17 protein-coding genes are annotated in these 18,081 nt (G+C 56.7%); 5 read left to right on the top strand and 12 right to left on the bottom strand.

Features of this window, described 5'->3' with window-relative positions:
• Nucleotides 1-103 precede the first annotated feature (103 nt).
• On the top strand, nt 104-889 hold the full coding sequence (locus OLTU_RS22235) for a PilZ domain-containing protein (protein ID WP_141734947.1): 786 nt from the start codon (nt 104-106) through the stop codon (nt 887-889).
• Here the strand turns inward: OLTU_RS22235 and OLTU_RS22230 are convergent.
• The 5 genes from OLTU_RS22230 to OLTU_RS22210 are packed head-to-tail and all read right to left on the bottom strand — an operon-like array spanning nt 886 to nt 5,194.
• Nucleotides 886-1,431 (bottom strand): histidine phosphatase family protein, encoded by a 546-nt coding sequence (locus tag OLTU_RS22230; RefSeq protein WP_141734946.1) that lies wholly within the window; start codon nt 1,429-1,431, stop codon nt 886-888. The genes OLTU_RS22235 and OLTU_RS22230 overlap by 4 nt on opposite strands.
• The gene (gene corA, locus OLTU_RS22225) at nt 1,418-2,572 is read right to left on the bottom strand and encodes a magnesium/cobalt transporter CorA (protein ID WP_176736854.1); all 1,155 of its coding nucleotides are present in this window, start codon (nt 2,570-2,572) and stop codon (nt 1,418-1,420) included. Before corA ends, OLTU_RS22230 begins: the two co-directional genes overlap by 14 nt.
• 31 nt (nt 2,573-2,603) lie before the next feature.
• The gene (locus OLTU_RS22220; protein ID WP_141734944.1) at nt 2,604-3,395 is read right to left on the bottom strand and encodes an ABC transporter permease; all 792 of its coding nucleotides are present in this window, start codon (nt 3,393-3,395) and stop codon (nt 2,604-2,606) included.
• Between the two features lie 12 nt (nt 3,396-3,407).
• Complete coding sequence (locus OLTU_RS22215) at nt 3,408-4,214, bottom strand: ABC transporter permease (protein ID WP_141734943.1); 807 nt, start codon at nt 4,212-4,214, stop codon at nt 3,408-3,410.
• Entirely contained in the window at nt 4,211-5,194 is a 984-nt protein-coding gene (locus tag OLTU_RS22210; RefSeq protein WP_141734942.1) for an ABC transporter ATP-binding protein, read from the bottom strand. The genes OLTU_RS22215 and OLTU_RS22210 overlap by 4 nt, the downstream gene beginning before the upstream one ends.
• 247 nt (nt 5,195-5,441) lie before the next feature.
• On the opposite strand from OLTU_RS22210, the gene OLTU_RS22200 reads away from it, so the two are divergent.
• From OLTU_RS22200 to OLTU_RS22190, 3 genes are all read left to right on the top strand, one after another.
• Nucleotides 5,442-7,211 (top strand): HEAT repeat domain-containing protein, encoded by a 1,770-nt coding sequence (locus OLTU_RS22200; RefSeq protein WP_218110192.1) that lies wholly within the window; start codon nt 5,442-5,444, stop codon nt 7,209-7,211.
• Between the two features lie 29 nt (nt 7,212-7,240).
• Entirely contained in the window at nt 7,241-8,080 is an 840-nt protein-coding gene (locus OLTU_RS22195; RefSeq protein ID WP_141734939.1) for a hypothetical protein, read from the top strand.
• A 98-nt stretch (nt 8,081-8,178) separates the two neighbouring features.
• Nucleotides 8,179-8,784: a 50S ribosomal protein L11 methyltransferase gene (locus OLTU_RS22190; RefSeq protein ID WP_141734938.1), complete on the top strand. Its 606-nt coding sequence runs from the start codon at nt 8,179-8,181 to the stop codon at nt 8,782-8,784.
• On the opposite strand, the gene OLTU_RS22185 is transcribed toward OLTU_RS22190, so the two are convergent.
• The 7 genes from OLTU_RS22185 to OLTU_RS22155 all read right to left on the bottom strand — a co-directional run bounded on the left by OLTU_RS22185 (nt 8,756) and on the right by OLTU_RS22155 (nt 15,546).
• Nucleotides 8,756-9,511 carry an adenosylcobinamide-GDP ribazoletransferase gene (locus OLTU_RS22185; RefSeq protein WP_141734937.1) on the bottom strand — a complete coding sequence of 252 codons (756 nt, stop codon included), beginning with the start codon at nt 9,509-9,511 and terminating at the stop codon, nt 8,756-8,758. The genes OLTU_RS22190 and OLTU_RS22185 overlap by 29 nt on opposite strands.
• On the bottom strand, nt 9,508-10,545 hold the full coding sequence (cobT, locus tag OLTU_RS22180) for a nicotinate-nucleotide--dimethylbenzimidazole phosphoribosyltransferase (protein ID WP_141734936.1): 1,038 nt from the start codon (nt 10,543-10,545) through the stop codon (nt 9,508-9,510). Before cobT ends, OLTU_RS22185 begins: the two co-directional genes overlap by 4 nt.
• Nucleotides 10,520-12,076 (bottom strand): cobyric acid synthase, encoded by a 1,557-nt coding sequence (locus OLTU_RS22175; protein ID WP_141734935.1) that lies wholly within the window; start codon nt 12,074-12,076, stop codon nt 10,520-10,522. The genes cobT and OLTU_RS22175 overlap by 26 nt, the downstream gene beginning before the upstream one ends.
• Nucleotides 12,064-13,122 (bottom strand): pyridoxal phosphate-dependent aminotransferase, encoded by a 1,059-nt coding sequence (locus OLTU_RS22170; protein WP_176736853.1) that lies wholly within the window; start codon nt 13,120-13,122, stop codon nt 12,064-12,066. The genes OLTU_RS22175 and OLTU_RS22170 overlap by 13 nt, the downstream gene beginning before the upstream one ends.
• Before the next feature lie 8 nt (nt 13,123-13,130).
• Nucleotides 13,131-14,093: an adenosylcobinamide-phosphate synthase CbiB gene (gene cbiB, locus OLTU_RS22165; protein ID WP_141734933.1), complete on the bottom strand. Its 963-nt coding sequence runs from the start codon at nt 14,091-14,093 to the stop codon at nt 13,131-13,133.
• Nucleotides 14,080-14,676, bottom strand: a complete 597-nt coding sequence (gene cobU, locus OLTU_RS22160; RefSeq protein WP_218110191.1) for a bifunctional adenosylcobinamide kinase/adenosylcobinamide-phosphate guanylyltransferase — start codon at nt 14,674-14,676, stop codon at nt 14,080-14,082. Before cobU ends, cbiB begins: the two co-directional genes overlap by 14 nt.
• A 150-nt stretch (nt 14,677-14,826) precedes the next feature.
• On the bottom strand, nt 14,827-15,546 hold the full coding sequence (locus tag OLTU_RS22155; protein ID WP_141734932.1) for an adenosylcobinamide amidohydrolase: 720 nt from the start codon (nt 15,544-15,546) through the stop codon (nt 14,827-14,829).
• A 129-nt stretch (nt 15,547-15,675) separates the two neighbouring features.
• On the opposite strand from OLTU_RS22155, the gene OLTU_RS22150 reads away from it, so the two are divergent.
• A complete protein-coding gene (locus OLTU_RS22150; RefSeq protein WP_176736852.1) occupies nt 15,676-18,081 on the top strand; it encodes a S9 family peptidase in 2,406 nt (801 codons plus the stop codon).

The following is an 18,081-nucleotide window of genomic DNA, read 5'->3' as shown; positions in this document are numbered from 1 at the left end:
ATCGGCATCTCCCGGTTCATGGAGAGAGAGTCTTCTGAACTGGCCTTTTTCGATTCACGGACAGGGAGTTTCCTGAATCGCGGTCTCGTTTGGGCAGGCAGGGATGGCGTTTCGACGAAATATTTTACAAAAACTTCGCCATGCGGTGGCACGGAACCTATTCCGGCCCAAGCTCGGTGATATCTATGCCAAAGCCAGCCCGAATTATCGCCGCAAGTATCATCGCCATGATGTGTCCTCCTATGAACTGGCCTTTGTCACGATCGGGGATCGAACATTCCGCATCTTGAATATCAGCTACGGTGGTCTGCGCGTGCGCGGGGAAAATCTGGAGTTCCTGGCGCCGCTTTACAAGAGTGGTCAGCTGGTGCATGCCGGCATTGCCATCATGGGTTCGTCCTATAAATTGCCCGTAAGGGTTGTGGCGCTGGACAAAGGCATGGCGGGTTTGAGCTTTGAACGCATACAAAGCCTGGATGAGCAGTTCCTCACGCGCTTTCTCTACTTTATGGACGCCGGTATCCTCTTGAAGTCCCTGCCGAAGGGTCGAGTCGGCGATATCTATCAGAATCCGGCCTGGCATTCCTATGGCGGGCTCAATGGAGCCATTGAAGTGCATCTGCACCTCGACGGACAAAGCGAAGTTGTCGAGGCCCATGTTTTCTATCTCAACGGCCTCAGGCAGGATGTGGCGATCTTCACGTCGCGTGGGATCAGCGTCTCCTGCATGCCGAAACGCGAGCTGAAATCCCGCGACAAGCGCGAGATCCTGGTTCACGTCCTTTGCATCATGCTGGGTCTCAGGCAGGTGGGACGTACCGATCGCCTGGACGCCTTGATCCAGAGTGGACTCACCAAGCTCTTCCGTCCCAGCAACAAAACCATCTAAAGTTCCCACACCCGATGTTCACCAAAACGGATAGGCAAACTGAGACAGCTCGCATAGTCAGCGCCGGTGAGGAGGTGCTGGAGGGCCCGGATAACACCAGCGTGCGTGACCAGAAGAAGGTGATCACCGGCCGCCCACAGTTCCGGATCGGCAAGAAAGGTCTGGACCCGCTCGATGATCTGCAGAAAGGATTCCCCCGCCGGTGGAGCGCGATGCACGACATCCTCGGTCCAGTATTCACTGATCACACGAGGGATATCGGCCCAGAATTGCCCTTCCCAGTGACCGAACGACAATTCCAAAAGTCGCGCATCCTTGTGCACGTCCCCGAGTTTCAAATCGGTGGCCAGCTGAAAGCAGCGTTGCAGGGGACTGCTGATAATACGGTCGTAGGGAACACCCGGCAGGGTTTCCTGAACCCCACGCAGATCGTCCAGGTAACTCGCGGCCAAAGGCACATCGATTTGCCCATAACAAAGACCAGGCCTTACAGCCACTGGAGTGTGGCGCAGAGCCACCAGGCGTTTCTTAAGCTTTTTCATCAGGACCTCGCTGTCCGTTTTCCAAATCACGACGGGTGGCCACCGACAAGGCAAACCAACGGCGTCGATAAAAGTATAGCAGAAGGGATCCGGCGGAGAGGGCCATGAGGCCCAGGGCGAAAGGATAGCCGTAGAACCAATCGAGTTCCGGCATGTTCCAGCGGGATTCACGATTGAAGTTCATGCCGTAGAGCCCGGTGATAAAGGTCATGGGAATGAAGGTCGCGGTGATGATGGTCAGAAATTTCATGACCTCGTTGGAGTGATGCGTCTGCAGGGAGAGATGCAAACTGATCAGGGTCTTGGAGCTGTCCTTCTGGTTTTCCAGAAAGTCGAGGATCTGGATCGTATGATCAAAACAGTCCCGCATATAAACCGTGACTTCCTCGGTGATCGGGGATTCCGGATCGCGGATGAGCTGGGTTAAAAGCTCCTTATGACTCCAAAGGATGCGATGAAAATAATTCAGGCGGGAGCCGATGTCATAGATTTCCAGAATGGCCGCCGGCTTGAGCGCGTGCACGATCTCCTCCTCGGCCAGTTCCAGCTTGTGGGCGAAGAACTCGGCGATGGGGAAGTACAGATCGATCACGGCATCGATGATCGCATAGCAAAGATAATCGCAGCCCTTGTGACGAATCTGCCCCACCTTCTTCTGAATGCGATTGCGGATGGATTCCATATAATCGATCGGTGAGTTTTGAAAGCTGACCACAAAACCCTGGCCGATGATGATGCTCACATGTTCGCTTTCATTGCGGGCATCCAGACGCGGAATATGCACCGTAATAAAACTGTAGGTGTCGAAGTATTCCACCTTGGGGCGCTGATACTGGTTGATGATGTCCTCAACCGTCAGGCGGTGAATGCCGAGCTCCTGGCAGAGTTTTTGTAAAAGCGGAATATTGCCGAGCCCGATGACGCTGATCCAGGAGACCTTATGCTTCTTCACCAGGTCCGCAAGACCCGGCACTTCATCCAGGTTCCGCGCCTCGAGCTTTTCCTGATCATAGGCCATGAGCGCCAGGCGGGTCGGTGTCGGATCGATCGGCTCGATCACCGTTCCGGGGCTGCTGCCGGGCGGGGGACGGTGAAAGATGTTGTAACGAATGCGACGTCTGGTCAGCAGTTTATTCACCACGGATGCGTGTCTCCTTATCATGCCCATTCACTCAACCCTGGGCCGAGGCGTAGCGGCGCAAGCCCCGCTGCCAGAGCCAACGATTCAGCAAAAGAAATCCTGCCACCACAGCCATCATATGCAGAACGGAACCCCAGCCGACATCATCAAAGAGCGCCTGGGCCGGGATCGAGGCAAAAACCGAAAAGGGCACCACGCTCAGCAGTACGCCTTTGATCACGCCATGAAAAATATGGTGCGGTCGGGTCGCGAAGTTCACGCCCTCAAAATAAATGGAGAGAGGACCGTCGGTGCTTTCCGTCCAGAATACGCTCATGAGCAGGGCAAAGATCACCAGGAAGTAGAGAAAGCTCGCGGCGAGTATCATGAGCCCATACACCCCATAGGCCTGCCAGGAAATAGGCTCGGGATACTGATGAAAGGCCCAGGCAAGGATGGACAAGGCCACACCCACATTGATAAGGGAACCGAAGTTGATAGAGCGGAAGCCGACGAAGAACCAGGAGGAGATGGGTTTGGTCAGATAGTGGTCCAATGAACCCTGGCGGTAGAGCTGCTGGAAGGCGTGATACATATCAGCAAAAAAAGTCATCTGCAGGGCGTCGACCAGCAGAAAGCCGCTGATAAAGATCATGGCCTGGGATCGATTCCAAACGCCGATGGTTTCCGTGTGGCTATACAGGATTTCATAGAAGCCGAGAAAGACGCTGTAAAAAATGATATCCATGACCACCCGGAAGAGGAGCTCGGCCCGAAACTGCAGCGCCCGGGAGGCGGCAAAGCGCAGAAAGTTGAGATAGATGCGAACATAGCGCCAGATCATGAACCGCTCCTTTCAAGCTCCGATACCGGAATAATTGCGGACGCCGCGGTTGAAGCTGAAGCGGGCGATGCCGTTGAAAACAACCAGCCAAAGGCAGGCCATCCCGCAGCCCTGAAAAAACCCGGTCCAGGACATCTTGCCGAGCAGCGCCTCCGCGGGCCAGGCGGCCAGTAGCGGAAAGGGCGTATAAAATAAAAGATTCCGGGCCCAGTCCGGATAAAGGTCCATGGGAATCAGCTGGCCACCGAGCAGCTGGATCAGAAAGTTGAAAAGCACGAGCAGCGACCAGACCTGGTCAAACCAGAAGGCCAGGGTCTGCAGGACGGCATTGATCAGAAAGCGCAGGGAAACGCCGAGAAATACCAGCACCAGAAACTGAAGGAGACTGGTCATGCCCGGCAGCTGGATATCCTGCAGCGCAAAGACCACCCAGAAGAGGAGCAGGGCCAGAAAACTTTGACAGAAGCTGACCAGGGAGCCTCCGAGATGCATGGCATAGCGAAAGCCGAAATAGGAAACGGGATAGACGAGGTACTTGTTCAACGAACCGGAGTAGATGTCATCACCCAGCCCACCGAACTGGTCAGAGTTCACCTGCACCTTGCGCAGGATGGAAGTGATCAGCGAATAAAGCACCAGAGTCCGCAGAGTATAACCAGGAAAATCAGCACCGCCGCGTGAGGCCAGCACCGCGCTCCAAAGATACCAGTTGATGGAGGCGACCACGAAGAGTTCGAGCGAAAGACTCACCCAGAAACCCCAGGGGTAGGCAAGCCGCATGCGCATCTGGCCGCTCATGACCTGAAGGAACCACCTCATGTCAGCTCCCGCGATGTTTGCAGCGCATCGATGATGCTGGCGAGATCGTCCTCCTCGATGGCGAGATCCGCAAGCGGCGCCACGCTGAGAATTTTCAAAATGTTTTCGCTGACGTCATCCTTGGAAACGGACAGCATCAAGGTCCCGGACTCGTCCGCCTCCCGGGCCTGCGGGCATACGGAGAGAACCGCGGCTTTCGTCGCATCGTCCTTCACCCCGAGACGAATTTTTCGCGTCTGGGCGTAGCGGTTTGTGATGTCGGTGAGCCGGCCGGAAAACACGAGTTCACCTTCGCGCAGAATAAGGAGACGTTCACACAGTGCGGTGACGTCCTCCATATAGTGGCTGGTCAGTATCATCGCGGGTTGAAAGGTGCGCCGGTAGTCATGTAGAAAAGTGCGGATCGCCCGCTGGGAACCGATATCGAGGCCGATCGTCGGTTCATCCAGAAAAATGACCTTGGGCTGATGCAGAAGCGCCGCCACCAGTTCAAATTTCATGCGTTCACCGAGACTCAGACGCCGGATTTGCGTTTTGAGCAGCTTGCGCAGATCCAGGGTTTCCAAAAAATAATCGAGTCGCTCCTGATAAGCCTTGGCCGGAATGCGATAGATTTCCTGCAGGAGGAGCAGGCTGTCCGCCGCCGGCAAATCCGGCCAGAGCTGCGATTTCTGCCCCAGTATCAAAGCGATCTGATGCTTGAATGGATCCTTGCGTTCCCAGGGCACATAGCCCTGCACGTCGGCCGTTCCCGAACTCGGATGCATGATGCCCGCGAGCATCTTGATCAAAGTGGTTTTGCCGGCGCCATTGGCACCAAGCAGGCCGACGATTTCACCGGGCGCCACCTCAAAGGATATCGGTCTTAAGGCATGACGATCGAGCCAGCGTCGATGAATCAGACCTTTGATGCTGCCGAGCAGACCGGGATCCTTTTCATGAATGCGATAGGTTTTGGCCAGGTTGGAAACCCGAATCACGTCCGCCCTCTCTTTCGGTTCGAGTGCTTTCCATCATAACACCAAAATTCCGGAATTGACCGCTGTTGCTATAGGCGACATGCTGACGTGGTTGAATACCGAGGAAACAATCTGCGGAAAAACTTCAACAGGCTGAGCTGTCATCGCTTGCAGTCTTCGCTGAAAATTGTTAATCCCAAAAACAACACTCAATTTGTTTGTAGGCAAGTCTTTCATGGCTCTTCGTCGTATAATTGTTAGCCTAATTATGCTGGCAACCTTCGCTGGAGCGGTTCTCCTGCTCTGGCCCGCGCCTGCGACGTCCCATCGATCCGTGCCCGAACCTGTGCCGTCAGGTTTTCCGGTGCAGTCCTTTGATTTCTCCTATGCTTCACATAGCTATTTGAATCCCGCTCTGCCAGGTGTCCCGTCCCAGGGCGAAGGATTGACGATCGCCTGCGAATCCAAGGGTGCTCTGCATCTGGCCCTGCCGGCTGCTGGTGAGCCGGCCCTGGTCTTTGAATTTACAAATGTGCTCTGTGCGGGCGCGGATGTGATCCAGGAACGTGGCCTCAGTCGTACTGTTCATTACACGCGGAATTTTCTGGCTTCCGCTGCAGCGGTAGGGCGGGCCACCGAGGATCCGGCTCTGGCCATTGCTCGCAGTCTGTTTCTTCAACTGGATGGCGGGCTGCGTTCCAGCTGGCCGCAAAAGAAGCCCTGGCTGCAGCACGAACGTCGTCTGGAAGGGGATGTGACCGTTACGGTGGATTGGAATCAGGATCAAAAGATTGTGCATTGGTCCAAGAAATTTTCCGGACCGGTCCACGGTGAACCCACCGCGGCGGGATTGACGCAAACCCTTCAATATCAGGTGGTCGCAAGCAGTGAGGAGGCGCAGCCCATTGAATTTGGTCTTTTGCGTCTTGAGGGTCATGAGCAGAGCGTGTCCCTGCAAAATAAAAATCTGGTTGCACGCACGGATATTGAAATCAGGATTCAGCGGCGCGCACCAGCCAGCATCGCTCATGTGAAATCCCTGCTCGCCGGCCAGGCCAATGCACCGGCTGCCGCCCCTAAAATGCTCAGCACCAGGGAAAGGGAGCGGATCGTTCAACGCTGGCGTCGATTCAAGGATGGGGAGGGTCAGGCCCCTGCGCGTGGTTCCACGGAATCCAATCAGGAGGAATATCTGGAATTGAAACAGGCCCTGCGTCAGGACCCATCTCTGGGAGTGGAGCTGGCGGAGGATCTGGAGGACATCGATCCGGCCAGCAGCGCCTTTGCCACCTTATCCGGCGCGTTGATTTATTCGGGCGAGGCGCAAGCGCTGGATGCCTTTGTCGCTCAGGCCCTGGCGCACAAGGACGACGTCGCGTGGCAGGAGCGCGCCCTGCCCATGGTGGGCCTCGCTCCGGGACCGACGCTGCAGAGCTGGAAGTATTTGGATACCATGCGGCAGCAAAGCAAGGATCCGGAGCTGAGCACCGCGGCGGAACTCGGCATGGCCACCCATTTGAAGCACGGTTATCAGGACCCTGCTTTTGTCGATGAGCTGCAGGCGCGTCTGACTGCGGCCCATTCGGAAATGGAGCGCCTGCATCTTTTGGATCTGGTGGGCAATGCCGGTCTGGAACAATTTTTTCCGATCGTGGCGTCGTGGCTTCCGGGAGCCTCATTAAAACTGCGTCTGCGCATCGTTCAGGCTCTGCGTTTCATGCAGCGGCCCGAGGCGGAAAAACTGCTTTTGCTGCTGGCCGCGGATCCCCATATGGATCTGGCACTGATGGCTCTGCAGTGTCTTCGCGATCGGGTTGTTGCAACCGACTCCATTCCGGTGCTTTTGCAACTTCTGCGCAGCGCACCGGACGACCGCATCCGTCTTAAGGTTTTGGAAAATCTTTATGAAGCGCGACATCGCGATGCTCATCTTCTGAAAAAGATTCGTGACATCCGCGAGGCGCTGGTGGTGAGCCCACAGCTCGCCGAGGCCTGGGATCAAATGGAAAAGGATTGGGTGGATCCAGGGGAAACCTGATCCTCTTACTTATCAAAGGGAGATTTGACATGCAAAAGTTTTGGATGGCAGCCGGGGCCTTGTTAATGTTCGCCAGTGAAATGTCAGCCGCTGAGAGGTGTCATGAGTGGGGCTGGCAGAAGGGCAGTCGCCGCACGGCTCAGTTCGGATTGAATGCCGATCTTTGCCTCGGCGCGCACAATCCCCAGGCCGTGGTGAATGAAGTGAAGGCGAGTGGGGAAGCGGAGGGCTATCTGCTCGACCGTCGCATTCCGCTTCTGCGGACGGAAGCCGGCACACGCAGCCACGCAGGTCACCAGCTCGAACTCAGTGCCGGAGTCTTTGTCGTGGGGCAGAAGGTTTGGGGACCAGCCATGAATGTGACGACGCCATCCTATGAAAAAAGCTTCAATCTCCCTGCATTGGATATGGAATTTCCCTATCGCGTGCAACTCGGTCCGATCGGAGTTACCGTCGCTGCGGGTGTCCGCGGTTCGGCGGGTGTGGATCTGAATGCCTCCGCGCAGCTGGCCCAATTGCAGGCCCGCATGATTCCGCATCTCGATACCAACGGCTATGCCTATGCGGATGTCGATCTCTGGCTGGCCCATGTGGGTGCAGAAGGTTCGCTGCTCTTTGCACGCGGAGATATCACGCTCGGCGCTTCCACGCAGGTGATCCTCCGCGATCAGGCGACCGTGCTGACAGGTTCGGTTCAAGGTCTTTACAGCCTGCAGACTCTGGATGGCCGCTTGATTGTTTATGCCGATACCAAATCCGCCCGCCGTCGTGGAGTGCATAGCTGGGAACGGCAGCTTCTCGGCTTTGATGGTTTTACGATGCAGGGGACGATGTTTGAAGCGGCGATCCCGGATGTGGTGATTTATTGATTGACTTCAGCTTGCTTCAAATTCTGACGGGTATAGACTGAAAATCCACCTTCGCGGTGGATTTTTTCGTTTCCGTTTGTGCAAGGAAGGCCCGCCTGATGGAATCCCACAGTTCCCGTCCTTTGAGTCCCCTTGTCTTTCTGTTTCCGGTCGGACAGACCAGCCCGTTGCCTGCGACCCCTCGATTGGGTCTGGCCCAAATTCCCAGTTCTGCATTTGGTGATGGCTCCCATCCCACCACAAGGCTTTGTGCGGGAGCCGTGGATTTTCTCTGTCGCACCCAGGCGATCTCGAATTTTCTTGATGTCGGAACCGGCACAGGCGTCCTGGCCCGTATCGCCCGGGCGCGCGGCGCGAAATTTGTCGCGGGCACCGATATCGATCCTCTGGCGCTGGAGGCGGCGCAGCGCAATGCGGATTTGGATGGCGCGTCTCTACCTATTGCTTTCGAAAATGCGCCACCGGATCATTGGGGTACGCATTTTGATTTGATCACGGCCAATATTTTGGAAGAACCGCTGCGTGAACTCGCGCCGGCTCTCGTGCGGGCTTTGGTGCCGGGTGGTCAACTGCTCCTGAGCGGGTTTACGCGTCTGCAAGCCCCGGGCCTGCGTTTATGGTATCAGAGTTTTGGTATGCAGCTGCTCAGTGAATCCGAACTGGATGGCTGGATCCTCATGCACCTGGCCAAAGCCCAGCACTGAGCAGGAGGAAACTGAATTCAGCGATTTTGATGGCGGCTCCCAGGCAATCGCCTGTGAGTCCTTTCAATTTGCCCTGCAGATAAAAGCGCAGCCACAAAAAGAGGACAACGAAAACAGTCACAAATAAAATGATCGACAGAGAGGAAGGCAGGAGAAGAAGCGCCGGAAGCAAAGGCCAGAGTGGGAGAATCACCCGCCAGCCGTGAAAGGACTGTGGAATAAAGCCCTGAGAACGGCTTCCTGCTCGATTGAGATAGGGCAGTGTTCCGAGCAAGGGAATGCAGATGCCGCGGCTCAGGATAGCCGTTAGCAGCAGCGCCCGACCCTGAAATTCCACGGCTGTGCCGCGAAGAGCCAGAAAACTGCCACCCAGGATGATCACAAGCGCCAGCACACCATAACTTCCCACCCGCGGATCCTTCATAATGTCCAGACGCCGTTCCACGGTTTGACCACCGAGCATCCCATCGGCAAAATCAGCCAGTCCATCCTCGTGCATTCCTGCTGATAAAAGACAGGGAAATATCAGCGCCAAAAACAAAGCCACATCCTGCGCCATGCTCCGGGCTGCATAATGCAGGATCGCATACTGCAGACCACCGATCAGCCAGCCCATCACAGGCAGCATGAGACTGGCCCGCGTGAAGGCCTCCGGCGGCAGCGTCCAGCGCACAGGAATGCGAGTGAAGGTTACGATGGCGGCCAGAAAGCTCTGCAGGGCTCTCATGAACGGACGGGCCCTTCCACTTCCGCTGTGGCAAACGTTGCCATATCGCAGAGCAGTGCCGCTGCCGTCCGGATCAAGGGCAGAGCCAGGGCCGCACCGGTCCCTTCGCCGAGCCTCATATTTAGATCAAGAAGAGGCTCCATCTTCAGATGTTCGAGCAGGGCTGTATGACCATCAGCGGCCGAACGATGGGCGAAGAGCAGATACGGTTTCATTTCAGGATAGGCCTTGATCGCCACAAGAATCGCAGCGCTCGCAATCAGTCCATCGACAACGATCAGCATGCGCTCCTCCGCAGCCGCCAGAGCCGCTCCGGCCATCATTGCCAGCTCGAATCCCCCAAAAATCCGCAGCGCTTCAAAAGGAGCCGTGACACGTCCATGCTTTTGCAGGGCCTCCTCCAATCGCAGGCGCTTCTGCTGCAGCTGGGTATCATCGCAGCCTGCGCCGCGACTGATGGCGGCCGGCAGAGGCACATCACAAAGACAATGAATCAGCAGCGCCGCCGACGACGAATTGCCGATGCCCATCTCACCGAAAGCCAGAGTATTGCAGCCCTCGCTTTTTAATTTCTGAACCAGCTCCGCGCCCGTGCGCAGCGCCTGCAAAAGTTCCGGCACCGTCATGGCCGATTCTTCCAGCATGTTGCGTGTCCCGGGACCCAGGCGTCGATCCAAAACGCCAGGCCACGGTGTGGGTTCGAGCGTGCCGGCATTGATCAGATGCAAATCCCAACCCAGCTCGCGGGTCATCACATTGATGGCCGCGCCACCCTGCGAAAAATTGCGAACCATGGCACCGGTCACGCTCTGTGGATAGGGACTGACGCCAGTCCGGGCCACGCCATGATCAGCGGCAAAAACGAGCAGACTGGGCTTTTCAATCCGCGGCTTCAGAGTTCCCTGCACCATTGCGATTTGAATCGCGAGTTCCTCCAGGCGACCCAGGGAATGCAAAGGTTTGGTCTTGTTATCCATTTCCGCCTGGACCGCAGCGCGAAACGATGATTCAGGGGAGGAGATGTGAAACTGCATGAGATTTCCTCGCTGGCAGGTGAAGTAATGTAAGAAGGGCCGGCATGTCCACATGCTGATCCCAGGTGGCCGCCAACTCATCGAAGGCCTTATGTTTGGAACGCACCTGGGTCACCGCAACAGGCGCGAGACCTTTGGCCCGTCTGAGCGCATTGATCGTGGTCAAACGGAGATGCGTGTTATCAAAAAGTCCGTGAATCAGGGTGCCCATAAAATGACGATTCGCGTGCAGCCATCCTTCCTGCCGGCCATCCTCCGGATCATAAAGCGCGGCCCCACCTGGTCCTTCGCAAGGAAGAGTGACCTGACCCATATGAATTTCATAGCCCTCCAGGGGAACCCCTATCATGTTCGGCATCCAATCGGGAGCTTTTAGAAACTGCAGCTCCCGCTGCCTCGTCACCTTTTCAGCTGAAAAAACGGTGCGAATCGGCAGAAGGCCGAGCCCGTCCGTATGAGGGGTATCCGCTTCGACCCGATCCGGATCCTCGATACGGAGGCCCATCATCTGATAGCCCCCACAGATCGCCAGTATCGGTCTTTTTTCAAGCAGACGTTGCTTCAGGACCTCAGCAAAACCACGCTCCCGCAGCCAGGCGAGATCACTGATGGTCGCCTTGGATCCAGGGATAATCACAAGATCCGCGTCACGGGCTTCACGCGGGTCTGTGATATACGCGACATGGCAATGCTGCTCCTCTTCGAGCCTGGCAAACTCATCATAATTGGAGAGACGTGGCAAACGAATCACGGCGATATCAAGACCCTGCGGATCCCGCCGCAAACGATCCGGCCGTTCATCGAGACCAAGCGAATCCTCCTCCGCCACCCCGTGATGTCGCATATAGGGCAGAACACCAAAGACAGGTTTTCCGCTGCGCCGCTCGATAAAGTGAATGCCATCCTCAAAGAGGCCCGGATCACCACGAAATTTGTTGATGATGAATCCCGCGACGAGGTCCCGCTCATCCGGATCCAAAAGGTCCAGTGTTCCCAACAGGGATGCGAACACACCTCCACGATCGATATCACCCACCAAAAGCACAGGCGCCTGCACGCTTTTGGCGACGAACATATTCACGATATCATGGGCCTTCAGATTGACTTCAGCCGGACTCCCCGCGCCTTCAACGATCACCAGATCATGCGAGCGACGCAGCTCATTCAAACTGCTCAGAATAATTTCCCGGAGACGCGGCTTCGCCTCATGATAGCTGCCGAAGTGATAACGGCCTGCCGGACGCCCGAGCACCACCAGCTGCGAATGCCGATCCCCTTCGGGTTTTAGCAGAAGCGGATTCATATGCACCGTGGCCGCGACGCCTGCCGCTTCCGCCTGAATCAACTGGGCCCGGCCGATCTCTCCCCCATCACGCGTCACCCCTGCATTCAGAGCCATGTTCTGAGCCTTGAAAGGCGCGACCTTGAAACCACGCTGCGCGAACCAGCGACAGAGCGCAGTGGTGATCAGACTTTTGCCAACATTGGAACTGGTTCCTTGAACCATCAGTACGGGGCTCAGGCTTGACATGAAAACTCCTCATCCAGCGCTTTCCAGAATCTCTGGAGTTCCGGCTGCGGTCGCGCGGCCACCCGCAGCCAATGGGGAAGACCATACGAAGCGCAGCTGCGCAGGAGGATGCGATGATGCTGCCACAGACCTGCGATGAGTTCCGCGGCTCGCGGTGAACGCAGCATGGTGAAAACAGTTTGGGACGGCGCAAAATAAAACGCCCGCTCCTGAAGGCCTTCTTCCAGACGCTGCCTATCCTCGAGCAGCAGCTGACGGCTTTCCGCCAGGCGCTCGTGGTTCTGCGTTATCCAAATCCCAGCGGCCTGAGCGAGGCTGTTCACCGACCAGGTGGGAATTTCCTGAGCCATTTCGTGTACCAAAACAGGATGCGCCTCCACATAACCCAGCCGGAGGCCGGCGATTGCGAAGTCCTTGGTCAGCGAATGAAAACGCAGAACATTGGAGGGCCATTCGATGAGGCTGGAGCTGCGCCAGTGCGGGCTGAGATTCAGAAAGGAAAGATCCAGACAGAACAGCGTGCGAGGAAAGGCCTGAGCCACTCCGGAAAATCCTATCATATCCTGAAAAAAACCGGTCGGGCTGCAGGGATTGCTGGTCATCACGAGCGCCGGCTGATGATGTTCAAGGAGTCCTTTCAATTCATCCAGCGACCAGTGAAAGAGATCCTCCTCCCGCGCCCGCAGCACGATTTTTTCCGCACCTGTGCGCGCCGCGGCCCTGGCAAATTCAGAATAGTTGGGTTCAATCGCAATCCAGCGCAGCCCGGGTTTCAGGAAGGCGCGCGCCGCGGCCCAAAACAGTTCATTGCAGCCATTGCCCACCAGAATTTCCTCCGCCGCGCGGCCTGACATCCGGGCCAGCCCTTCGCGCAGCTCCGTTTGCTGCGGATCCGGATACTGATCAAAAGCCTGGCGACTGAGGAATGTACGCAGATCCGCATCGGGACCATAGGGATTGATGTTCACACTCAGATCCAGGACGGAAGCATCGGGCAAAACTCCATCAGGCGTCAGCCCACCGTGCATCCATGGGGATGGTTCCATCGTCTCTCTCATTGATACATTCCTGCCATGACGATCGCCGCCGCGAGAAACCAGGGCCAGGCGAGCGCCGCCGCCAGTTCCGCAAAGCGCCAGGCTTCATGAATTAAAGGCAGCGCGCTCGGTCTGAGCGGAAGACCCAGCGTGTAAGCGGAAGGTTTGCGCAGCTGAATGCCCAGCATGCCCGCCATCGTTGCCATGGGCCAGCCTCCATTCGGGCTCGGTGTCCGCGCATGATCACGTCGGGCCACAGCCCAGGCCGCGCGTGCGCTCGGATTGTCCAAGGTTCGGAGCCAGCCCCGCACACTGCGTGCCAGCAGCAAAAATAAAACAGTGAGACGCGCGGGAATATAGTTCAAGGCATCATCCGTTCGCGCCGCCACGCAGCCTAAATCCTTATAGTGATTTTTGTAACCGATCATCGCATCCATGGTGTTCACCGCTCGATAAAAGATGGCGCCGGGCACACCGAAAAGGACCGCAAAAAACCAGGGCGCGATCACGCTGTCAGAAAGATTTTCCGCCAGCGAACTGATGGCCGCTTCGGTCAGCTCCTCTTCGTTCAGCTGACTCGCATTACGGCTGCAGAGTGAACGCAGTTCAAAGCGCGCGGTTTCCACATCACCCTGCGCGAGATGCTGATGCACCGTCTCCGCTGCGCCCCCGAGGGCCTTCCAGGCAAAGCTGGCTTTCAACCAAAACGCTGTGATTAAAACCTGGACCAGAGGCCAGGCTGCGACCGCTTCAATGCTGAGCCAGACGAGAAACGTGAACGCGGCTGGAATCACGAGCGTCATCAGCAGGCCGCCCCAAAATTCAAGGCGCGGTCCGCGTCCTAGAAAAAGGCGTTCCCCCCAGGTCGTCGCCTGCCCCATCCAAACAACAGGATGCCAGCGATTGGGATATTCCCCTCGCAGGAGATCCCAGGCGAGGGCCAGAATCCAGGCCAAGGCCAGAGTTTCAGGACCCGGCATGATCAGCCTCGGCGGCCAGACGGGCCAGTTTTTTGAGAGGCAGAACCACACCCAGCGCCGCGAGATGCACCTCATGGGCGACGCTGCTGATGTCCTGCTGCAGACGGCCATTCAAATCACGAAAGCGACGGGCCAGGGCATTGTCCGGCACGATACCGAAACCCACTTCATTGCTCACCAGCAAAACCCGCGGTGCTTTCCGCATCGCCGCATCAAGCCCGAGCTGTACCTGCTCGCGAATTTCGCCATCGCTTTTGTCCTGCAGCATCAGATTGCTGATCCAGAGCGTAAGGCAATCGATCAGAATCACATCAAAGGCAGGCTGCAATTCCAGATGCTGATGCAAGCCAAAGGGCGCTTCAAGCGTCAGAAAATTTTCGCGGCGTTCCTCCTGATGAAGGCGGATCCGTTCCTGCATCTCCGCATCCCAGGCCTGTGCTGTGGCGACGAAGAGTCTTTTCTTACCGGCCCTCAGTGCGGTTTCCACAGCAAAGCGACTTTTTCCGGAACGCGCGCCACCACTGATCAATTCCAGTTGGGAGTGAGGAGGCAAGGAAAAGGCCAAGGGTGTGACGGGAAACAAAGCCTTCTCCTTATGGGTGATCGATTGACTGCCGTATAAATAAAGATACTGCGTTGCTCAGTTGGCTGCGCTGCTCATTGGCCTAATTGCCAACTCCGCTGCTCGCCTCCCTCCCGCCTTGTCTCTTTATTTATACGACAGTCAAGACGGTTATTTCATTGCCGCTTGGAACCTGTCAAGCGCCAGCGGGTGATCCGGATGGAGCTGCATCCAGCGCTGCACACCCTTCTGCACGGCAGTGAAGACGGAGGCTCCAATGGCGGATCCAACATCCGTGTGTTTGCCGGCATAAGGGCTCACGGATTCCCTATCCGGACATGCTATGACATGACAATCGGTTCCTGTGCCTGTGGCCGGCAGCCCGGACATCGCACTGCGCAAACCGCTCTCGAGCACCGCCGCAGTTTTGGCTTCGGCGCTGATCACCAGGGCTTCGAGCATGGCTTCCAAACTTAACGCGTGATCGACAAGACAGACGCAGTTGATGGTCCCCACCGGCGCCCCTGTGCGACTGGGATCGCCGGCCCGCAGGGCGTTGCCGAGTCCCACGGTGGCCACGGCTGTCGCAGTGATGCCACCCACTGTCGCCACGACCCGGGTATAGTGTTCGATTTTGGCGCTGGTCATAAGACCCAGCGCATCATCAGCTCCGATATTTTTTAATTTCTGCTGCAGAAAATTTCGCGGACAGGTGTCGCGCGTCAAATCATAAGGACCGACCTGAATCCAGGCGATTTTTTGGGCAACGTGGATCCCACCGCCATGAAGCGCCCAGCTCAAGGTTTTCATGGGTTCGGGAAGCGTCCACAGCAGATGGGGCTGCGTTTCACCTGGGCCACGATGGATTAGAATGGATGCATCTCGCTTCATACCTGTGTTCTCTAGCACGATGCCCGGGAATTCTCGATTGGAAAAACGGGTTAGGCTTGCCGAATCGTGATGGAGGCGCTACCAACGAAGAAGGACAAAATGAATGAACCGAACCAAAAAGGATGCGACATGATCCGCAAACTTTGTATCCTGGGACTCTTCTGGGCCCAGACGGCTGTTTTCGCAGGGCCGAAACCGGCACCAGCGATTCCGACCACCTTACGTGACATGATCAAGGCTCCCCTGTGGCCCATGATGGTGAAGGATCCGACAGCCGAGAAGGTGCTGTATCTGGAGCGCGCGCCGATGGTTCCCCTGGAACTGCTGGCGGCTCCGGATTTGGGACTGGCTGGTGTGCAGGTTGATCCTCAAATATGGAGCACGAAGCGGCGCACGATTTATACCAATCCCTCGATATTTTCCCTGGAAAAACGTCAGACCATCACCATTCGCATTCCAGAGGATCGCCATGTGGAAACCGTGCGTTTCAGCCCCAATGGTCGCTGGCTCGCGCTCAGTGTCGATGCTCAGAATGGAGTTGAAATCTGGCTGGCCGATGCTCAGACGGGTGCCGCCCGGCGTCTGGAAAAACATTATTTGAATGACACGATGATTCAAGTGCCATTTCAGTGGTCGGCGGATAGTCGGACGCTTTTCGTTGCCACGCGGGAAAAATTTCAGGAGGGCCTGAAGGTCCCGCTCCTGGAGGGCGTGACCATCGAAGAGGCGGAAGGCACCAAGGTTCCGGCCCGGACTTATGCGCATTTGCTCCGCACAGCAGCGGATCAAAAACTGTTTCATAAAGTGGCCCAGGTGCAACTCGTGGCTGTGGATGTCAAAACCTTGAGGACCAAACGGATCGGGCCCGTGCTGCCTCTGCAGTCCTTTGCCCTGGCGCCGAATGGTGAGCATGTTCTTTTGGAAAGTTATGCGAAACCTTATTCGCTGGCCGTCCCTGCACGATTATTCGCTCGTGATGTGCAGGTGCTGTCCTTGAAAAAGGGCTCCTTGCAAAAAGTTCTGCAGATGCCCCTGGCGGAAACCATACCACCCGAGGGCGAGCGCATCGGACCGCGCGACGTTCAATGGCAGCTGGATCATCCGGCCCGTCTTCTCTGGTGGGAGGCTCTGGATGATGGGGATCCACGCAAGAAGGTTGACCATCGCGACCGTTTGATGAGCTGGGATTTACCCTTTATTGGCAAACCCGTGGAACATCTCCGCACGGAAAATCGTGCGATCTCGGTGAATTTTCTTCCGCGTGCCGATCAGATCCTGGTGCGCGATTACAATCCTGATACCCATCGCAGTCTTGTGGATTTCGCTGATCTTAAAACCAGGGAGCGCCGGCGCCTGCTCGATTATCAAACCACGGATGACTACAATCACCCCGGGCGGATTCACCTGACTCAGGATGCTGACGGTCACTACCGGGTGTTCATGGATCAGGATCGTCTCTTCCTGTCCGGTGATGGTGACAGTCCCAAGGGTGAGCGGCCGTTCCTCGATGCGATGGATATTAAAACCGGCAAGACCACGCGGCTTTTCCAATCCCCGGCTGATACCCCGTATATTGAGGAATTCAGCTTCATGATCGGCCATCAGCCCCATCGCCTCGCGGTGTCGCGCCAGGCAGCGGTCGAGCCACCGAATCTTTGGCTTCATGATTTGCGGACGACGCAGAGCGAAGCCCTGACACAATTCGTGGACAATGTTCCCGCCATGACGCGCGCGCAAAAGCAGCCTTTGGTCTATCAAAGAAAGGATGGCATCACGCTCTCCGGCACACTTTATCTTCCGCATGATTATGTGCCTGGCACCAAGCTGCCGGCCATGGTCTGGGCCTATCCTGAGGAGTTTCGTTCGAAGGACGTTGCCGGTCAGGTCAGGGTCTCCGATAAACGCTACAGCCGCCCGTCACCCATCGGTGTGGAGTGGCTCGTGACCCAGGGTTATGCGGTCCTCACCCAGGCGGCCATGCCGGTGGTCGGTGACAAGGAAACGGTCAACAACACATTCGTGCAGCAGATCGTATCCAACGCGGAAGCCGCCATCGACGCGCTGGATAAACGCGGTGTCGTGGATCGTAAACGGGTCGCCATCGGTGGCCATAGCTATGGAGCCTTCATGACCGCCAACCTTCTGGCTCATAGTGATCTGTTTTGTGCCGGCGTCGCACGCAGCGGTGCCTACAATCGCAGTCTCACACCCTTTGGTTTTCAGGCCGAACGGCGCACGTTCTGGGAGGCCAAGGACTTTTATATGATGGTTTCGCCCTTCGCCACCGCCGATCAAATCAAGACGCCCTTGCTCTTGATCCACGGGAAAAATGATAACAACCCCGGCACCGCCCCCATGCAAACCGAGCGGATGTTTCAGGCCATTCGTGGCGTCGGCGGCACCGCGCGCCTTGTGATGCTGCCTTATGAATCGCATGGGTATCGGGCGCAGGAAAATGTGGAGCTGGTGCAGAGTGAAACGCTCGGCTGGTTGAATCGGAACTGTGGACCGATCAAGGCCACGGCGAAGCGTTGA

This window comes from Oligoflexus tunisiensis (assembly GCF_001748245.1).
Lineage (GTDB): Bacteria > Bdellovibrionota_B > Oligoflexia > Oligoflexales > Oligoflexaceae > Oligoflexus > Oligoflexus tunisiensis.
Note: the sequence above shows the minus strand (reverse complement) of the source record. Positions and strands in the feature narration are given on the sequence as shown.

What these genes read in the sequence shown, in the direction of transcription:
- OLTU_RS22200 (WP_218110192.1), top strand. Translation starts at nt 5,442, where the DNA reads ATGCTGGCAACCTTCGCTGGAGCGGTTCTCCTGCTCTGGCCCGCGCCT.
- OLTU_RS22215 (WP_141734943.1), bottom strand. Translation starts at nt 4,214, where the DNA reads ATGAGGTGGTTCCTTCAGGTCATGAGCGGCCAGATGCGCATGCGGCTT.
- OLTU_RS22155 (WP_141734932.1), bottom strand. Translation starts at nt 15,546, where the DNA reads ATGAAGCGAGATGCATCCATTCTAATCCATCGTGGCCCAGGTGAAACG.
- OLTU_RS22190 (WP_141734938.1), top strand. Translation starts at nt 8,179, where the DNA reads ATGGAATCCCACAGTTCCCGTCCTTTGAGTCCCCTTGTCTTTCTGTTT.
- OLTU_RS22230 (WP_141734946.1), bottom strand. Translation starts at nt 1,431, where the DNA reads ATGAAAAAGCTTAAGAAACGCCTGGTGGCTCTGCGCCACACTCCAGTG.
- OLTU_RS22170 (WP_176736853.1), bottom strand. Translation starts at nt 13,122, where the DNA reads ATGGAACCATCCCCATGGATGCACGGTGGGCTGACGCCTGATGGAGTT.
- cobT (WP_141734936.1), bottom strand. Translation starts at nt 10,545, where the DNA reads ATGCAGTTTCACATCTCCTCCCCTGAATCATCGTTTCGCGCTGCGGTC.
- cbiB (WP_141734933.1), bottom strand. Translation starts at nt 14,093, where the DNA reads ATGCCGGGTCCTGAAACTCTGGCCTTGGCCTGGATTCTGGCCCTCGCC.
- OLTU_RS22175 (WP_141734935.1), bottom strand. Translation starts at nt 12,076, where the DNA reads ATGTCAAGCCTGAGCCCCGTACTGATGGTTCAAGGAACCAGTTCCAAT.
- OLTU_RS22235 (WP_141734947.1), top strand. Translation starts at nt 104, where the DNA reads ATGGCGTTTCGACGAAATATTTTACAAAAACTTCGCCATGCGGTGGCA.
- OLTU_RS22195 (WP_141734939.1), top strand. Translation starts at nt 7,241, where the DNA reads ATGCAAAAGTTTTGGATGGCAGCCGGGGCCTTGTTAATGTTCGCCAGT.
- OLTU_RS22220 (WP_141734944.1), bottom strand. Translation starts at nt 3,395, where the DNA reads ATGATCTGGCGCTATGTTCGCATCTATCTCAACTTTCTGCGCTTTGCC.
- OLTU_RS22185 (WP_141734937.1), bottom strand. Translation starts at nt 9,511, where the DNA reads ATGAGAGCCCTGCAGAGCTTTCTGGCCGCCATCGTAACCTTCACTCGC.
- OLTU_RS22150 (WP_176736852.1), top strand. Translation starts at nt 15,676, where the DNA reads ATGATCCGCAAACTTTGTATCCTGGGACTCTTCTGGGCCCAGACGGCT.